Annotated in this window: 15 protein-coding genes and 2 pseudogenes; 4 read left to right on the forward strand and 13 right to left on the reverse strand. The window is 50.6% G+C overall.

All coding sequences use genetic code 11. The features are described from left to right. Nucleotides 1-79: 79 nt before the first annotated feature. The 5 genes and pseudogenes from dcm to KV190_RS01505 form a co-directional block, all read right to left on the reverse strand. Nucleotides 80-1,399, reverse strand: a pseudogene (gene dcm / locus KV190_RS01485) (DNA (cytosine-5-)-methyltransferase). After that, nucleotides 1,365-1,613 carry an Eco47II family restriction endonuclease gene (locus KV190_RS01490; protein WP_460195196.1) on the reverse strand — a complete coding sequence of 83 codons (249 nt, stop codon included), beginning with the start codon at nucleotides 1,611-1,613 and terminating at the stop codon, nucleotides 1,365-1,367. Before KV190_RS01490 ends, dcm begins: the two are co-directional and overlap by 35 nt. Then, nucleotides 1,600-2,136 (reverse strand): annotated as a pseudogene (locus KV190_RS01495) (Eco47II family restriction endonuclease). Before KV190_RS01495 ends, KV190_RS01490 begins: the two are co-directional and overlap by 14 nt. A gap of 183 nt (nucleotides 2,137-2,319) precedes the next feature. Further along, complete coding sequence (locus tag KV190_RS01500) at nucleotides 2,320-2,883, reverse strand: IS630 family transposase (RefSeq protein ID WP_460194284.1); 564 nt, start codon at nucleotides 2,881-2,883, stop codon at nucleotides 2,320-2,322. Next, nucleotides 2,774-3,388 (reverse strand): helix-turn-helix domain-containing protein, encoded by a 615-nt coding sequence (locus tag KV190_RS01505; protein ID WP_460194285.1) that lies wholly within the window; start codon nucleotides 3,386-3,388, stop codon nucleotides 2,774-2,776. Before KV190_RS01505 ends, KV190_RS01500 begins: the two co-directional genes overlap by 110 nt. 419 nt (nucleotides 3,389-3,807) lie before the next feature. Here KV190_RS01505 and KV190_RS01510 point away from each other — a divergent pair, with 419 nt between their 5' ends. Together KV190_RS01510 and KV190_RS01515 are read left to right on the forward strand one after the other, a co-directional pair. Beyond that, nucleotides 3,808-4,386: a hypothetical protein gene (locus KV190_RS01510; protein ID WP_460194286.1), complete on the forward strand. Its 579-nt coding sequence runs from the start codon at nucleotides 3,808-3,810 to the stop codon at nucleotides 4,384-4,386. A gap of 56 nt (nucleotides 4,387-4,442) precedes the next feature. After that, a complete protein-coding gene (locus KV190_RS01515) occupies nucleotides 4,443-5,189 on the forward strand; it encodes a hypothetical protein (RefSeq protein ID WP_460194287.1) in 747 nt (248 codons plus the stop codon). Here KV190_RS01515 and KV190_RS01520 read toward each other — a convergent pair. The 6 genes from KV190_RS01520 to KV190_RS01545 all read right to left on the reverse strand — a co-directional run bounded on the left by KV190_RS01520 (nucleotide 5,161) and on the right by KV190_RS01545 (nucleotide 10,762). Beyond that, a complete protein-coding gene (locus KV190_RS01520) occupies nucleotides 5,161-7,752 on the reverse strand; it encodes a M1 family aminopeptidase (RefSeq protein WP_460194288.1) in 2,592 nt (863 codons plus the stop codon). The genes KV190_RS01515 and KV190_RS01520 overlap by 29 nt on opposite strands. 88 nt (nucleotides 7,753-7,840) lie before the next feature. Then, a complete protein-coding gene (locus KV190_RS01525; protein ID WP_460194289.1) occupies nucleotides 7,841-8,251 on the reverse strand; it encodes a hemerythrin family protein in 411 nt (136 codons plus the stop codon). Between the two features lie 13 nt (nucleotides 8,252-8,264). Further along, complete coding sequence (locus KV190_RS01530; RefSeq protein WP_460194290.1) at nucleotides 8,265-9,119, reverse strand: DUF4388 domain-containing protein; 855 nt, start codon at nucleotides 9,117-9,119, stop codon at nucleotides 8,265-8,267. Between the two features lie 27 nt (nucleotides 9,120-9,146). Further along, the gene (locus KV190_RS01535) at nucleotides 9,147-9,713 is read right to left on the reverse strand and encodes a GTP-binding protein (protein ID WP_460194291.1); all 567 of its coding nucleotides are present in this window, start codon (nucleotides 9,711-9,713) and stop codon (nucleotides 9,147-9,149) included. A gap of 35 nt (nucleotides 9,714-9,748) precedes the next feature. Continuing rightward, a complete protein-coding gene (locus tag KV190_RS01540; RefSeq protein WP_460194292.1) occupies nucleotides 9,749-10,144 on the reverse strand; it encodes a roadblock/LC7 domain-containing protein in 396 nt (131 codons plus the stop codon). A 63-nt stretch (nucleotides 10,145-10,207) separates the two neighbouring features. Continuing rightward, nucleotides 10,208-10,762: a protoglobin domain-containing protein gene (locus KV190_RS01545; protein ID WP_460194293.1), complete on the reverse strand. Its 555-nt coding sequence runs from the start codon at nucleotides 10,760-10,762 to the stop codon at nucleotides 10,208-10,210. Nucleotides 10,763-11,413: 651 nt separating this feature from the next. On the opposite strand from KV190_RS01545, the gene KV190_RS01550 reads away from it, so the two are divergent. Continuing rightward, the gene (locus KV190_RS01550) at nucleotides 11,414-11,707 is read left to right on the forward strand and encodes a sll1863 family stress response protein (protein WP_460194294.1); all 294 of its coding nucleotides are present in this window, start codon (nucleotides 11,414-11,416) and stop codon (nucleotides 11,705-11,707) included. Nucleotides 11,708-11,715: 8 nt separating this feature from the next. On the opposite strand, the gene KV190_RS01555 is transcribed toward KV190_RS01550, so the two are convergent. Then, the gene (locus tag KV190_RS01555) at nucleotides 11,716-12,135 is read right to left on the reverse strand and encodes a cupin domain-containing protein (protein ID WP_460194295.1); all 420 of its coding nucleotides are present in this window, start codon (nucleotides 12,133-12,135) and stop codon (nucleotides 11,716-11,718) included. A gap of 90 nt (nucleotides 12,136-12,225) precedes the next feature. Between KV190_RS01555 and dapB the strand changes: the two genes are divergently transcribed. Then, complete coding sequence (dapB, locus tag KV190_RS01560) at nucleotides 12,226-13,041, forward strand: 4-hydroxy-tetrahydrodipicolinate reductase (RefSeq protein ID WP_460194297.1); 816 nt, start codon at nucleotides 12,226-12,228, stop codon at nucleotides 13,039-13,041. Nucleotide 13,042: 1 nt separating this feature from the next. On the opposite strand, the gene KV190_RS01565 is transcribed toward dapB, so the two are convergent. After that, nucleotides 13,043-13,906 (reverse strand): Tab2 family RNA-binding protein, encoded by an 864-nt coding sequence (locus tag KV190_RS01565; protein ID WP_460194298.1) that lies wholly within the window; start codon nucleotides 13,904-13,906, stop codon nucleotides 13,043-13,045. Between the last annotated feature and the right edge of the window lie 84 nt (nucleotides 13,907-13,990).

Here is a 13,990-nt window from a genome sequence, read left to right on the forward strand (position 1 = left end):
GACCTTTGCAAACTCATCACCCCTAAAGATAATTGTCCCTTGCACCGAGAGCAAGTCTTGATGATACCCCTTTCTGGCTTCAAGCAAAGGAAAACTCTAGTTGTTTTGCCGCCGACAAGCAAATAGTGGGCTGGGGTGATTGGATTTCTAGGGCATTCAATAGATTCACCAGCGATCGCCCCACCGCTGCCGCCAAATTCACAGGCACCGCATTGCCAATCTGCCGATACTGGCTGGAAAGAGAACCACAAAACTGCCAATCATCGGGGAAGGTTTGGATACGCGCATATTCGCGCACCGTTAACGGTCGTGTTTCGGTGGGGTGGCAACGTTCTGTTTGCTTTTGGGCAGGAGAGCAAGTCAATGTCAACGCGGGTTCATCCCATGCCAAGCGCCGTGCCATCCCCGTTTTGCCACCATCAAGACGAAAACTCCCCATCAAATAGGCCTGCTACAGGTCTGGGGGCAAGTCGCGCCAACACCCTCCTTCAGGAACCTGCTGCAAAATTGCCGCTTTCTGCTCAGGGTAACGCTGACCTATGGAGGGAGGCACATCGCTCCCATAGAGCACCCCAGCTTTGAGGGCGTCCGCCAACGTCATAATTTGTGGACAGGGACTCGGCCAAGCAAATTGAGCATAGGGCACCAAGTCATTGCGAATGCCCACCAAGAACAACCGCTGTCGCTTTTGCGGGACGCGATAAAACAGAGCATTGAGAACCTGTGGCGGCATCAGTGTATAGCCAATTTCGGAAAGCACAGCTTCAATGGTTCTCATGGTGCGCCGGCGATCGTGGCTGAGCAGACCCCGCACATTTTCGCCTAAAAACACCTTCGGTTGAACTTCTTTGATGGCTCGCGCAAATTCAAAAAATAGCGTGCCACGGGTATCGGCAAAGCCCAACTTTTCCCCTGCATAGGAAAAGGCCTGACAGGGAAATCCACCCGTCAATAAATCAATTTCTGTTTCGATCAGACCTTCCCAGTTGAGGGTGCGAATATCCGCCTCAATCACTTGCCACTGGGGACGATTTTGCCGCAACGTTCCACAGGCATCCTTATCAATTTCGTTTAGACAGAGAACGTGCAACCCCGCCTGCTCAAGTCCTAAGGCCAATCCCCCTGCCCCGGCAAACAATTCAAGGGTTCGATAAGGCCGTAAAGGTTGGATTAATTGCTCCTGCTCCCAAGAACTAAAAATGAGTTCCTGAAATTTTGGAAACTGAAGCAGTTGTGCGACAGGATAGTAGCGTTTGCCCCGTTCATCCTCTTTACGACAGGTCAAGAGACCTTGGCGCTCCCACTTTTGTACCGTGGCTTTTGTCACACTGAGAATGTCAGCGATTAGCTCAGCGGAGAGAACATCATTGGTTTTGTTTAGAATTCTTAAATCCTTCATAGTTGGAAAATGCTAAATAATACAGAGCTGCCAAGAGATTGGGATGGACTTTCCTTAAACTTTCCCTGATATTTTTATTCTCAGATGAGAAACCAATTTCAACTCCTTCAGATTCAATAACATCCTGAATGATTTGTGGTAAGTTTTTGCACAATTTTGCAAATGCATCCTTTTCGCCTGTGGCAATCTCATAAAACTTGTCAATTGAAATTATTTATTCTTATTCTTTCATTTTTGACTACTTCATCATCTATTTTAACAGACCAAGGAAGGTTTTTAGATTCTTTTGAAATCACTTCAATCAAAAAACAAGTTGCTTCTAAATCACTATCAATAGTTTGTTGCATTTTACGGAAAATATTTTCTTTCACATTACTATTCATGGTATTAAATTTATTTTTAATTTCCGCATAGTAAGATTTCTTGCGATTGACTATGTCATAACCTGCTTCAAGAACTTCCCAGTCTTGAATATATCGAAAAATGTTTTGATGAAAATAGCCAATGTGATTATTGTTAGACTTGTCAATTTATCTTATGATTTCTCTTTCAATAAATTCCTCATCACTGAGATTATAAACAGCGATATCGAAAGTTGCTTTTATTGGATCAATTTTGAGCTTCTTAAATTCTGTGAAATCAATTGATGAGCGATACTTTAGGATTGTTTCTTTAACATGAGCACGAATATCTTCGTCGCTAATAAATCCTAAATGATACTGATTTTGAGTGGACATACCGGATCTTTAGAAAACGCAAAAGCCTTATAGAGCATGGTACAGTCCTTTTTATAGGGATAGGACACCCTCAAAACGGTTAAAACCACTGCGCTGACGGCAGGCACTGGGATAGGAGCATAACTCATACTCTACAAAAGCACTATATTAAGATTTTTACTGCTTTTGACATCTTATACCAATTCAATTTAAAGATAGGTTTAATAGAGGCTGTGTAATATGTGTAATAAATGACCAGCCCGTCAAAGAACGAATCACTCCCACCGTCATTTGTGACAATACAGCTTGCAGCTTTTGCCGCAGGGCTTCCAGTGTCTCGAACGACTGCCATGCCAATGCGGCTCGCAGATGCTGCCACAACCGCTCAATGGGATTCACCTCGGGAGTGTAAGGCGGCTGAAATACAGGCACGACATTCGGTGGCCAATTCATGGTGTTCGCGCGATGCGCAGCCGCTTGATCCATCTGCACCACCAGCACCGCATCGGGATACCGTGCCGCAAACGCCTCAATAAAGTCCTGAAAAGCTCGACCATTGAGCTGGTCATAGACCTGAAAAAAGTGTTCTCCCGTCAACGGCTTGACCATACCATAGAGCCAAAACGTCGGTCGCCGCCATTGGTAGAGGCCTTGAGGCTTAATCCCCGGCAACATCACCCGCCGTCCCGTGAGCGTGAGCAGTCCCCAGCGACTCTCGTCTTGACAAAAGTAGTGCAGCCGCTTGCGGGAATCGATGACCGCTTGCAAGACTTGGGGGAGAACAGGGAGTTTTTTTAAAGTCTTCAGTTTCTCCTAGTGCCTGCTGCTGATGGCGGGAACGGGGAACTTTCAACTTTGCTCCCAATTCATAGCGCACAATGCGATGCACCGTCAGGTAGGCGACCTCAAGCTGATGTTCCTGTCGCAGCCACTGCACAATGGCACTATAGTTGTCAAACCCGCTGGGGTCTTGGAGGCGTTCCTGCAACTGTGCCATCACGGCTGGGGGGATGATTCGGGCGGCGCCGGGGGGCGTCTTGACTGCCAATAACTGCTGGAGTCCCCCTTGGCGATAGGCGTTGAGCCAGCGAGTAATAGTGGACGCGTTGCGATGGAGCAATTGGGTAATTTGTGGGCGGCTATGGACAAGTCCTTGCTTGAGCCAGTAGAGCATCTGCAAGCGTTCCTGCTGTCGGGCATCCGTTTCGTGCTGTAGGCGACGTTGTAGTTTTTTAGAGCTTTTTGTAATTGTGAAGACGAGCAGGCGAGCCATGAAAGTCTCCGACTGAGATGACTTTAGTTTTGGGATAAACAATCCCCTCGTTTAGGACCTATTTATTAAGCTCAATGTTACAAAGAGCTGGCATTAGACAAGTTACGATATGTGCAACTAGAACTGAGTCAGCGGTGTATGGCTAGCGCCACGCAAGCTACGATAGTGCATTGGAGCTTTGATTGGCAGCCAGAGCTACGTGTGGCTTAGAATATTAAGTTTTGTTGCAGGATTCAATACTTCTGGGATGAAATATACTCAAAACAGACATCACAGTATGAACATTTACATCCCATTGTGTCGAAACATCACAGAGGGCAACAGTAGGGCACTGCCCTTGGAATCGATTGGCTAGAGTGGGACAGAGGGCGTTGCCACAAGGTTGTGCTGTGTTTGATAGCGTATTGGGGGTAAGGAAGATGCAGAACATACTGAAACAGGGTTGGTTCACCTTGACGGCGGCCAGCCTAACCCTACTACTGAGTGCAGAACTCGCAGTCATGGCGGCGCCCCGTGGGCGAGGGCGACCTGCCGGGAATCCCCCCCGCGGCCCTGTGGATGTTACCCCTCGTGGCGGTGTAGATGTCACGCCTGTCAACCCCGGGACCCCCGTTCGTCGCAATAACCCGATTGTGAATCCACAGTGGAACCCCGGCCTCGGGAATTGGTGGTGGAATGGCAATCGCCCTTGGTATCCCAACCCGGGGTACTGGGGGGGTGGCTTTTGGGGCAATGTCACCAGTGCAGCGGTTACGGGTGCCGTTGCCGGTAGTGTGGCCGCAGCGAATCAGGAACCAACGGTGGTTGTTACCAGTCCGGGAGGACAGTTACTTTCAAGTTATGGGTTAGTACAGGTACCCTGTAGCAGTGCTAGCTCGCCTAATTTAGTGGTCATTCGTGGACCGGAGGGGAGTGTCATTTGTGCTCAGCCCACCGCAATGGTACCCAGTGGTGTTTATGTTGTTAATCCAGAAACCCTTTCCCTAACACCACTGTAGAGTGCTTGGCCTGTTGCAAGTGGGCAGAGCCTTTCTTGAATTTTAGGAATCACTGTATGCATACCTCACAATCTCTACTGAAATACCCCGCTATCCTTCCGCGGGGACTCCTGATTACACTGCTGCTAGCGGCTTTTGTGAACCCCTCTCCTGCCTTTGCCGATCGCGGGGTTGGCCGTCGCGGTGGCGCCTCCTTTAATGGAGAGCGGAGTCTCAGTAATCGCGTAAACCGAAATCAGATCAACCGCGAAAACATCAATCGGGGTAACCGCCCCAACACAATTCGCAATATTGATCGCGGCAATATCGGTAACATCAATCGTCCCAACCGAAGACCCAATACTGGGAATACTAACATCAGCCGCCCCAACTGGAATAACGTCAATAATCGCGCTAATAATCGCTGGAATAACAACAACATTATTGTGAATCCGCGCTGGCGACCGGGTTGGAACAGTTGGTGGTGGAATGGTACTCGTCCTTGGTATCCAACCCCCAATTACTGGGGTGGCGGCTTCTGGGGAAATTTAGCGATTGGCTTAACCTCAGCGGCGGTGGCTGGTGCAATTGCGGGTAGCATTGCCAATAACAATTCTCCCCAAGTGGTGGTCGTCAGTAATAGTCCCGGCGGCCAACTCCTCAGTAGCTACAAGCTGGTACAGGTTCCTTGCACCAATGCCTCTGATGTGGTGGTGATTCTTGGTCCTGCGGACAGTGTAATCTGTGCCCAACCGACGGCAGCGGTGCCCGCAGGGGTCTATACGATCAACGTGGCTAACTTGGCGCTGATTCCTGATTGGTAGCCTTGGTTCGTGCCTCTAACTCTTCCAGACGGCTTTTCAGCGTTTGATTTTCCTTTTGTAATTCGCTGAGGGTGGTCTCGAGGGTCTTGAGGCGGTCATCACTGCCAATGGCTTTTTGGACGTTAGCAATGCTTTCATCCACGAATCGCTTGATGCGGCCATCGGTGGTGCGATCGCCCACCTGTTGCAGGATGCCTAGAACCCGTGGATGGTCAATTTGACTTAGGGCTTGGACAACGGCCATCTGGGTAAAGAAAAAGGTCTCATGGCTGAGTTGCTCTAGCCGTTCCAGAATTTGCTTCAGTTGGGGATGGTGGCGATCGCCAATGGTGCCAAGGGTACGAATGGCGGCCAAGCGCAGGGGTTGCGGGACATCAATAGCGGTATAGTCAAGAACTAAATTCACCGCCTCTGGAGACTCCTTGAGTTGCCCCAAGCCAGCGATCGCCCCACAGCGTACCACCTCATTCCAGCCTTGTCGTTTTTCCAAGGCCTTGCGCAGCCGTTTCAGCACTTTTTCAAGCTTGGGTTTGGGTTGCGGTTTGGCAGCGGCAATCACACCAATTCCCTTCAGGGCGGCTGCTTCAACGCTATAGCTGGGGTCGCCGTGCTTGGCAATGGGCTTCAGAAGTTCGTAGGCTTTGGCGGACTTAAAACCGGCAATGGCCTCCACTGCGGCGGCACGAACATGGGGGTGAGCATCGGCCAGTGCCAGCTTGAGCGCCTCTAAACTTTGATCCAGTTGAATTGTGCCCAGTACTTTGGCAATTTCACGCCGTACCCCCCAGAAGGGTTCCCGCTGCAATGCCGCCGCAAGGGTTTGAACCACCTCTAAGCTGCCTTTTTTGCCAAGGGCAATGGTGGCTTGAATCCGTCCGAGAACATCGGGATCCTGCTGAAGTTGCGCTTTGAGTTCTGGCAGGGGGTATTCCAGCGTAACCGTTTTTAGCGTGTGGTTGCCAGCATCAAAACTGACAAAGGTGGGCTGCTGCGGTAAGGGTAGATAGAAGGTGTGCTCTGGCTCATGAATGCGCAGTGGGATGATCTTCACCGAAATCTGTCCCTGCTCATCCACGGTACCGATCCCGACGGGAATCCGCAGATCAAAAAGATTGCGCTCTAGGGGAGTTACGCCATCGGTCACCTGCTGCTGCTTGACGGTAAGAACGGCTAATTGATCGGCGGCCTCCCAGCGATAGCTCACATGGAAGTCGGGATGTCCCCCGCGGAACACGTATTGGTCAAAGAGGGGAAGTAGGTTGCGCCCGGTGGCGGTTTCAATCGCCCGCAGCAGATCCACCGTTTCGACAGTTTGATGGGCGTAGGTCTGGACAAAGGTTTGAATGGCTTTCCAGAATCGTTCTTCACCCAGTTCTTGGCGGATCATGTGATAGACACAGGCGCCTTTTTCGTAGAGGTGGCGATCGTAGAGTTCAATGGCTTCGCGATAGACATGGGTGACAATAGGGCGGCGGTAGCGATCGCTATCCTCACTGAGGTAGTTGCGCAATTCCCCAAGGCGATAGTAGGCGGCAAAATCAGCGCCATATTCCTCCTCAAACCAGAGCACCTCGGCATAGGAAGCCATCCCCTCTTTGATCCAGGCATGGGACCAATGCTTGATCACCACCAGATCACCAAACCACTGGTGCGCTAGTTCGTGGGCAACGAGGCTTTCACTGCGAAAATCTTCAGCAGCCGCCCGCTCATCCAACAGACAGCGATCGGTGAGCAGCGTCGTTGAGGTATTTTCCATGCCGCCAAAGATAAAATCGGCCACACAGACTTGGGCATATTTTGGGTAGGGGTAAGGATAGCCATAGATACGGCTGAAAAAGTCAATCATCTTGGGCGTTTTACCCAAGGTGCGGCGGGCATCGGCAGCGCGATCTTTAGCAACGTAGTAGGTGACGGGCTTTCCCTGCCACTGGTCATCAAAAACGGCAAAATCCCCCACTGCTAGGGTCATCAGGTAGGTGGGGTGAACTTGGGGTTGGTACCAATGAAAGACTTGCCACTCCCCTTCACTGTAACAGGCACGCAATTCACCATTGGAAATAGCCTGTAAGGGTTGCCGCACCCGCGCCCTGATCTCTGAGGTGGCGAGTTGCCCCGGATAGTCAAAGCAGGGAAACCAATAGCGGGAGTCCTCATCTTCCCCTTGGGTCCAAGCTTGGGGTGGGTGGGTGGGGACAAAATACAACCCTCGCTGAGGCTGTTCAAGGCGATAGTCAATGGTAATGAGTAGCACCTGATCGGGGCTAATCCCTAGGCTCTCATCGAGGGAAATATCAAGGAATTCGCCATCGTAGTGGAAGGTTTGGGGTTGGTGCTGCACGGTCACCCCCTTGATCTGTTGCCCCACGGCATTGAGGCGTAGGTGTCGCAGTTGGGTGTGGAGCGGGCGCAAGTGAATGTGGCAGTGTCCCCAGCAGGTTTGCGCCTCTAGATCGAGCGTCAAATCAAGGAAAATATGTTCCACCCGTCCGGGGCGATCGGGACTGTAGTGGGGGCGGGCACCGCTGAGAACAAAGGATTTTGCAGAGGAGATATCAAGGGTCATAAGCTTGATCGCACAGCACTCCCTACCTAGTCTAGATCGCTCTTGATCGAGCAGTTCGACTCCTTTATCACCATTTTTTACTTGACATTTAGCGGTGGGCACAAATGTGCTGGCCAATCTCCTTATCAATTTTCATGATGTGGTTGACCAACCAGTCCGACAGCTTGCCATGAATCATCACGGCAACAGACTCATCCGCTTGACTGTGGCGATACTGTTGCTGAAGTTCCTCAAAGAGCTGGATGAATTGTTCATGGGCGCGATGGTTGACCTCTGCGAGAGGACACTGGTACTTGTTGGCACAGCTTTCTTCATTCTCAAAATGCCACTCAGCGTAGTATTTCATAAACACAATGAGCTGTTTAATACTAGAGGCACCGCGACCCTGCTCGATGGCATCGGCAAGATCATTAATCGCGGCAACTAGCTCCTTGTGCTGAATGTCAATCATCGGCACACCAGTACTCAGGCGATCTGTCCATTCAAAGCGTTGCATCATTGCCTCTACTTCCCTAGGCTGGTTGCGTATGGGTTTTCGTTTTCAGAAATGTAAAGAGTCCCTCCAAAAAGGAAGTGCTGATTTCTGTCGTTTCAATCAGTTCAGGCTCAGTAGCGGCGGCAGAGGGCGCGGTGATGCCCGCAATTTCCTCGGCAATGCCCACCACCATCAAGCGGAAGCAGATTTTTTGTACCTCTAGAATTGGTAAGCTCAAGGCATCAGCAATCTCCTGAAGGGTCATTGTGCCATTGGCGTACTCCCACACCTGCCATTCATGGCGATTGAGGCGGTAGGGGGGCTGTCCCTCAATCGTGCTGGCGATCGCTGAACTGGGCAAGGGCAGTTTATCCATCAAGGCGGTCCAGTCCCGCAGCAGTCGCAGACCCGCCAAGGAAATGTCCATCGGTGAGGCACTCAGTCCCGTCATTTCGCCAAAGGGCAGGGGATGGTTGGCATCGAACTTAAACCAGCCCTCATTGAGACTAAAGAGGTGAGGGATTGGCGTCAGTACCTGCTGCTTAAACAATAATTGAAGCTGTTCTGGCTCAAGGGCGCCCTGTGTTTTCAAGCAGAGGCCAAGGGAACCTGTGAGGGAGCAAAAGGGCAGGAGGCGTTGAATCGTTGTGGGACGGAGCCATCCCCGCTGCTCAATGAGCCGTTGCAGTCCTTGATGATCCAAGCTCGTTGTTGCGGCCACAATCTGACCCAAGCGAAAGAAGATATAGTACTCCTGCATCTGTGGAATCAGCGGCATCATCCCTGCCATTTCGACGGGCTTAATGGAGAGGCAACCCGTTTTTTGCCCCTGCTCCAGAAAACGGAAAATTTCCCCCAAGGAAAAGTCCGATAGATAACCTGTAATTTTCATATATTCCCCCTACTGAGTGATGTTGTTCTAAGTGGTGAGTGCACTGCGGTTTAATTGCGAGGATTGGGCATTGGCATAGGCTTGAATGAGTGCCATCATGGCAGCGGCAACAGAGGACTGATCTAAGGCATTGACTGGCAACATCGGTGGCCGACGATGGGGACTCAAGTAGCCGAGGGCGATCGCGATCTCTTCAGCAGGCCACGCATCGGGATTATCGGCATGGCTCAGACCCACTAGCATTGGAATCTTTGTGCGATGGCGCATGAAGGCCAAAATCCGCCGTGCCGCTCGAAAATCTTGGGGACGGTGAGAACTCACCAGCAGGATAAACGCATGAGCTTTGCGAATGAGAATATCCCACATAAAGTCAAAGCGTTCTTGACCAGGGGTGCCATACAGATGCAGGGCAACATTGGGACCAAACTGAAGTCGCCCAAAATCCATCGCTACCGTTGTCTTTTCCTTGAAAGCAGCAATTTCATCCGTTGCCTTGCGATCGGTATCCACCACCTCAATCTCACTAATCGTGCGGATGAAGGTAGATTTCCCTGCTCCCACTGGCCCTGTGATGACAATGCGCATAATTTCCATGGGTTAGCACCTCAAATTCAGGGAATCGCTGCGGTCTAAACATTGATGGCTTGACTCACACCCGTGAGTTGGGTTTGCAGCTCAGCCAACACATTTTTAATCTCGAGGTTGATAATCCCCAACTTGGCCGAGGCATCCGCTAGCACGAGAAAGACGGCATCCTCAGTACAACTGGTGAGAATGCCATAGCCATTGCTGCCTTCCACCAAAATGCGCTCTATTTTGCCACGCCCCAGTTCTCGGCCAATCCGTTCCCCCAGTGAGAGCATTGCGGCTGACATGGCAGCTACTCGTTCATCGTCCATTCCCCCCGGCAGAGTTGCCGCCAGCGTCAGACCATCGGGAGACACCAAGGCTGCCCCTTGGACATTACTGGCATTAGCAACAAAGTTTTGGAGTGTAGCTTCAAGTTTTGCGGCGTTAATCGACATTTTCAAATCCTCGTTAAATTCTGATTGGGAATCTTTGAACAACTGCTCTCCTTGTCGGGAGACCTACATGGCAGCAGCACCTGTGGCAATCAGACGCTGAAATAGTGCCTGCGTCCAACCCGTTTCTTGCAGAACCGCTTGGGAGGACACCTCAAAGTAGGCCTGCTCAATAAAGGCAAGATCAATCATGCAAATTTTGCCAAGAGCGTCACTAAGGGCTTCGGATTTGTTGTCTTGTCTTAACTTTTGGCGTACTGCGTTGACGACAACGGCCATTGCGGGCACCACGTGCTGCGGGCCAATGCCAATGCGCACATGAACAAGGCCAATTTTCCAGCGGCGTTCAGCATAGGCTTTGCCCCAGTTGTCCATCCCTGTGAACATTTCATAAAACCAGTCCACAAAGGTTTGGTGCAGACGATGGATTCGCCCCTCTGTGGCATTGAGGATGGCACTCATCTCTTCGTCACGGCCTAGATAGTCATAAAAAATATCGGCCATCTGTGGAGCAATTTCTTTTCCCCAAGGGGCGGCCTCAGCTAACAGCGATTTATCTTCATCGGTCAACTGGACACGTCGCACCATTGTTGCCATAAAATTGATTGGCTCAATTGTCATCTCTTTCGCCTCGAAACACTGAATGACTTTAATTACTAGTAGATCGGGTGAATTGACTGAGGATTCATAATTCAGTGATGAGAATCAAGTCAAGGGTTTGCTCTTGCAACTTAACAAACAATCCTCGGAAAAGCCGAAAATTTCAGGAATAATTAAAGATGCCCCTTAAAAATTCAAGCATCGCTGGTATAAATCTCGCCATTGAATGCTTTGCTTTATAAAGTGCTTTCTCACTCCACAACACGTAACCTTACCTCAGGCTTCGCCTATTTCACAGGGACTCAACACAGAAATAAAAGTTGCCAACGACTCTAAATAAGGGTGAGGTTAGCCTACTCATAACTCTGTGTTGCAGAAACAGGCTGTGGTTAATGCAGAGTATCCCCCTAGCTTTCTAATGAAAAGTATAGATTTCTCTTTAGTTCTTTGACTGTATCTCTCGGAATACTACACAAAATAAAATGATTAGACACATTTTTTAATTATTCTTTAGTTTTTTAATTCGCTTTGTGTGGAAATGAAAGTAACTTTTACAAAATATCCCCAATGCCTTGACCCCATGGTACGGAGTATGCCACCCTTGCATTGTTATCCATCTAGGATGCTTTGAGTAATCATAGGTATTTATCTTGAGCAAGGGAGGATAGTTGTATGTCCGATCGCTTGACCTACCAAGGTGAAATGGAAACGAAGCTGCAACAACTCGGTGCCCAACTTGATCAACTCAAGGCAAAGGCGGATCAAGCTGGTGAAGATGTCAAGGCAGATATTGAAGCTAAAATCGAAGCCCTCAAGGCCAAACGCGATGAGATCACTCAGAAATTGGCTGCCCTCAAAGAAGCGGGAGATGATGCTTGGGAGTCGCTCAAAGCAGGATTCCAGAGTGCGTGGGATGAGTTGAGCAAGGCCTTTGAGGAAGCAGCCAGTAAGTTCAAGAGTGAATAACTATTTTCTTAGCTCCAGCCCTCAATGGTCACATCGACGCGATCGCCCTCGTGGGATAGGGGTGCAATGTTGAGGTAATACAGCGGCTGATCGGCAGAAAGATTCCGCAGCCAATGCAGACATTGGGCATCCACATGGACATAGGAACCAGTTTCCACGGGGGTACGGATCAAGGCGTTTGCCGCCACAGAACTCGCAGGGGGTGTCATCGGGCAGGTAATGAGTTCACCAACTCCCGATACAATCAGGAAAATATCGTCACCGCGATGGTGGTAATGGGGATAGTTGGCTTGTCCTGGCTCAATGCGATAGAGACTAGAGGCTAGCTCAGGGTTGTGGTGATCCAAGGGGCAGACGGCATAGCCCGGCCGCTTTGGTGTCCAAGTTTGACAGCGCTCAACCAACTCAGGAAAAGAAAAAACTAACATCGTGCCTTTAGGACAAAATACTCAGCATTGGCTTATTGTATCGCCAAGCGATCGCGCTATCCTAGCCTGTGGTCTGTGTCGGAGTTTTGCATGAGTACACCCATCCCTGTCATTGTTGTTGGCGCCCTCGGTAAAATGGGACGCGAAGTTGTGAAAACGGTGCAGCAGGCTCCTGACACGACTCTTTATGCGGCCGTCGATCGCAAGCAGGTGGGGGAAGATATTGGCGAAGCCTTGGGGCTAGGAGCCTTAGAGATTCCCATTAGCAGTAGTTTGCAAGAGGTGTGTGTGGCGGCTGCCCAAGAAAAACAACCCGTGGTCATGGTGGACTTTACCCATCCCCAATCGGTGTATGAGAATGTGCGCATGGCGATCGCCTACGGGGTGTATCCCGTGGTGGGGACAACGGGCTTGAGTCCAGAGCAAATTGAAGATCTCGCCGAGTTTGCCGACAAAGCGGATATGGGGGCTGTGATTGCCCCCAACTTTTCCATTGGTATGATCCTGCTTCAGGAGGCGGCGATTCGTGCCAGCCAATACTTTGACCATGTGGAAATCATTGAACTGCACCACAACCAAAAAGCCGATGCTCCCAGTGGTACTGCGCTGCAAACTGCGCAGCGTTTAGCAGAATTGGGCAAAACCTTTAACCCCCCCCAAGTGCAGGAGTCCGAACATCTTACGGGGGCGCGAGGGGCGTGTGCTGACGCTGAAATTCGCATTCACAGTGTTCGCCTCCCCGGACTGATTGCCCATCAGGAGGTGATTTTTGGGGCACCGGGGCAAATTTATACGCTGCGCCATGACACCAGCGATCGCCAGTGCTATATGCCGGGGGTACTGCTGGCCATTCGCAAAGTCACGCAACTCAAACGCTTGATCTATGGCCTTGAAAAGCTGCTCTAGTCTAAACTTGAGGGGTTTGCTGCAACAACCAAAAGCCTTGCAATGCGTCTTGTTCCGGGCGTTCCTTCACGGCGATAAAGTGCAGCCCTTGGCTTTGGGTACAGGCGTCCCTAAAGGCAGCCAGTTCCTTCTGAATCTGGGGATTGCGGCCACTAATGAGAACCCAGCGATCGCTCGCTCCTGTTTCTAATACCAATAACGGTTGGGGTTCCTCCTCAAAACTCAAATAGGCAGGCTCTAATCCCGATAGCCAACCCGCCAAGGGCAGTGCGCGCTGCGAATAGATAATTAACCCCGGCAGTAGCGTATCGTCACTGAGGGTCAAAAAGGGCAGTGGGGGTACTTCACCAAAGGGCAGTTCCCATTCACCAGCCGTTTTAATTTCTCCCAGAGGGAGACCACTAAATTGCCAGCGATCGCCGCGCAGGGCGGGTGGTAAAGGTTGCGGTGCAGGGGGGATCAACTGGGGTGGCGTTGCCAGATCAGCTTGGTAGTTGGGTAGGGTTGGATAGAGGTTTGTGGCGCGATCGCGCAGCCAATCATAGAGGGCAAACGTGCGCCGACTGGGCACCATCACTAATCCTGCCGCTTCTCCCCCCCGCGTAATAATACTGGTCATAGCGCGGCGGAAAAAACGTACCCGATCCGGTTGAGCGTTGTTTGCAAGTCCCAGTTGCTGCCGCCATTGATCCATGGCTTCTTTGAGGGCAGCTTCTAACCAGCGGGCATTGGCTTCAGCTCCGGCACAAGTTTTGCTGAACTGGAATTGTTGCTGGCGATCGCAAATCAGCAACTCCCAGATTTTTTTGTTGTTTTCATCCACTAGGGGACGGGAATAAAAATCCAACTCCCAGATCGTATGCATTGAGACCTATCAGGAACGTTAGCCGCAAACTTGATGTTATTTGCCTTTCTTAGGATAGGCGGTTTTGGTCGTCAAGGTAAATGT

Source organism: Thermosynechococcus sp. FA-CM-4201 (genome assembly GCF_054689355.1).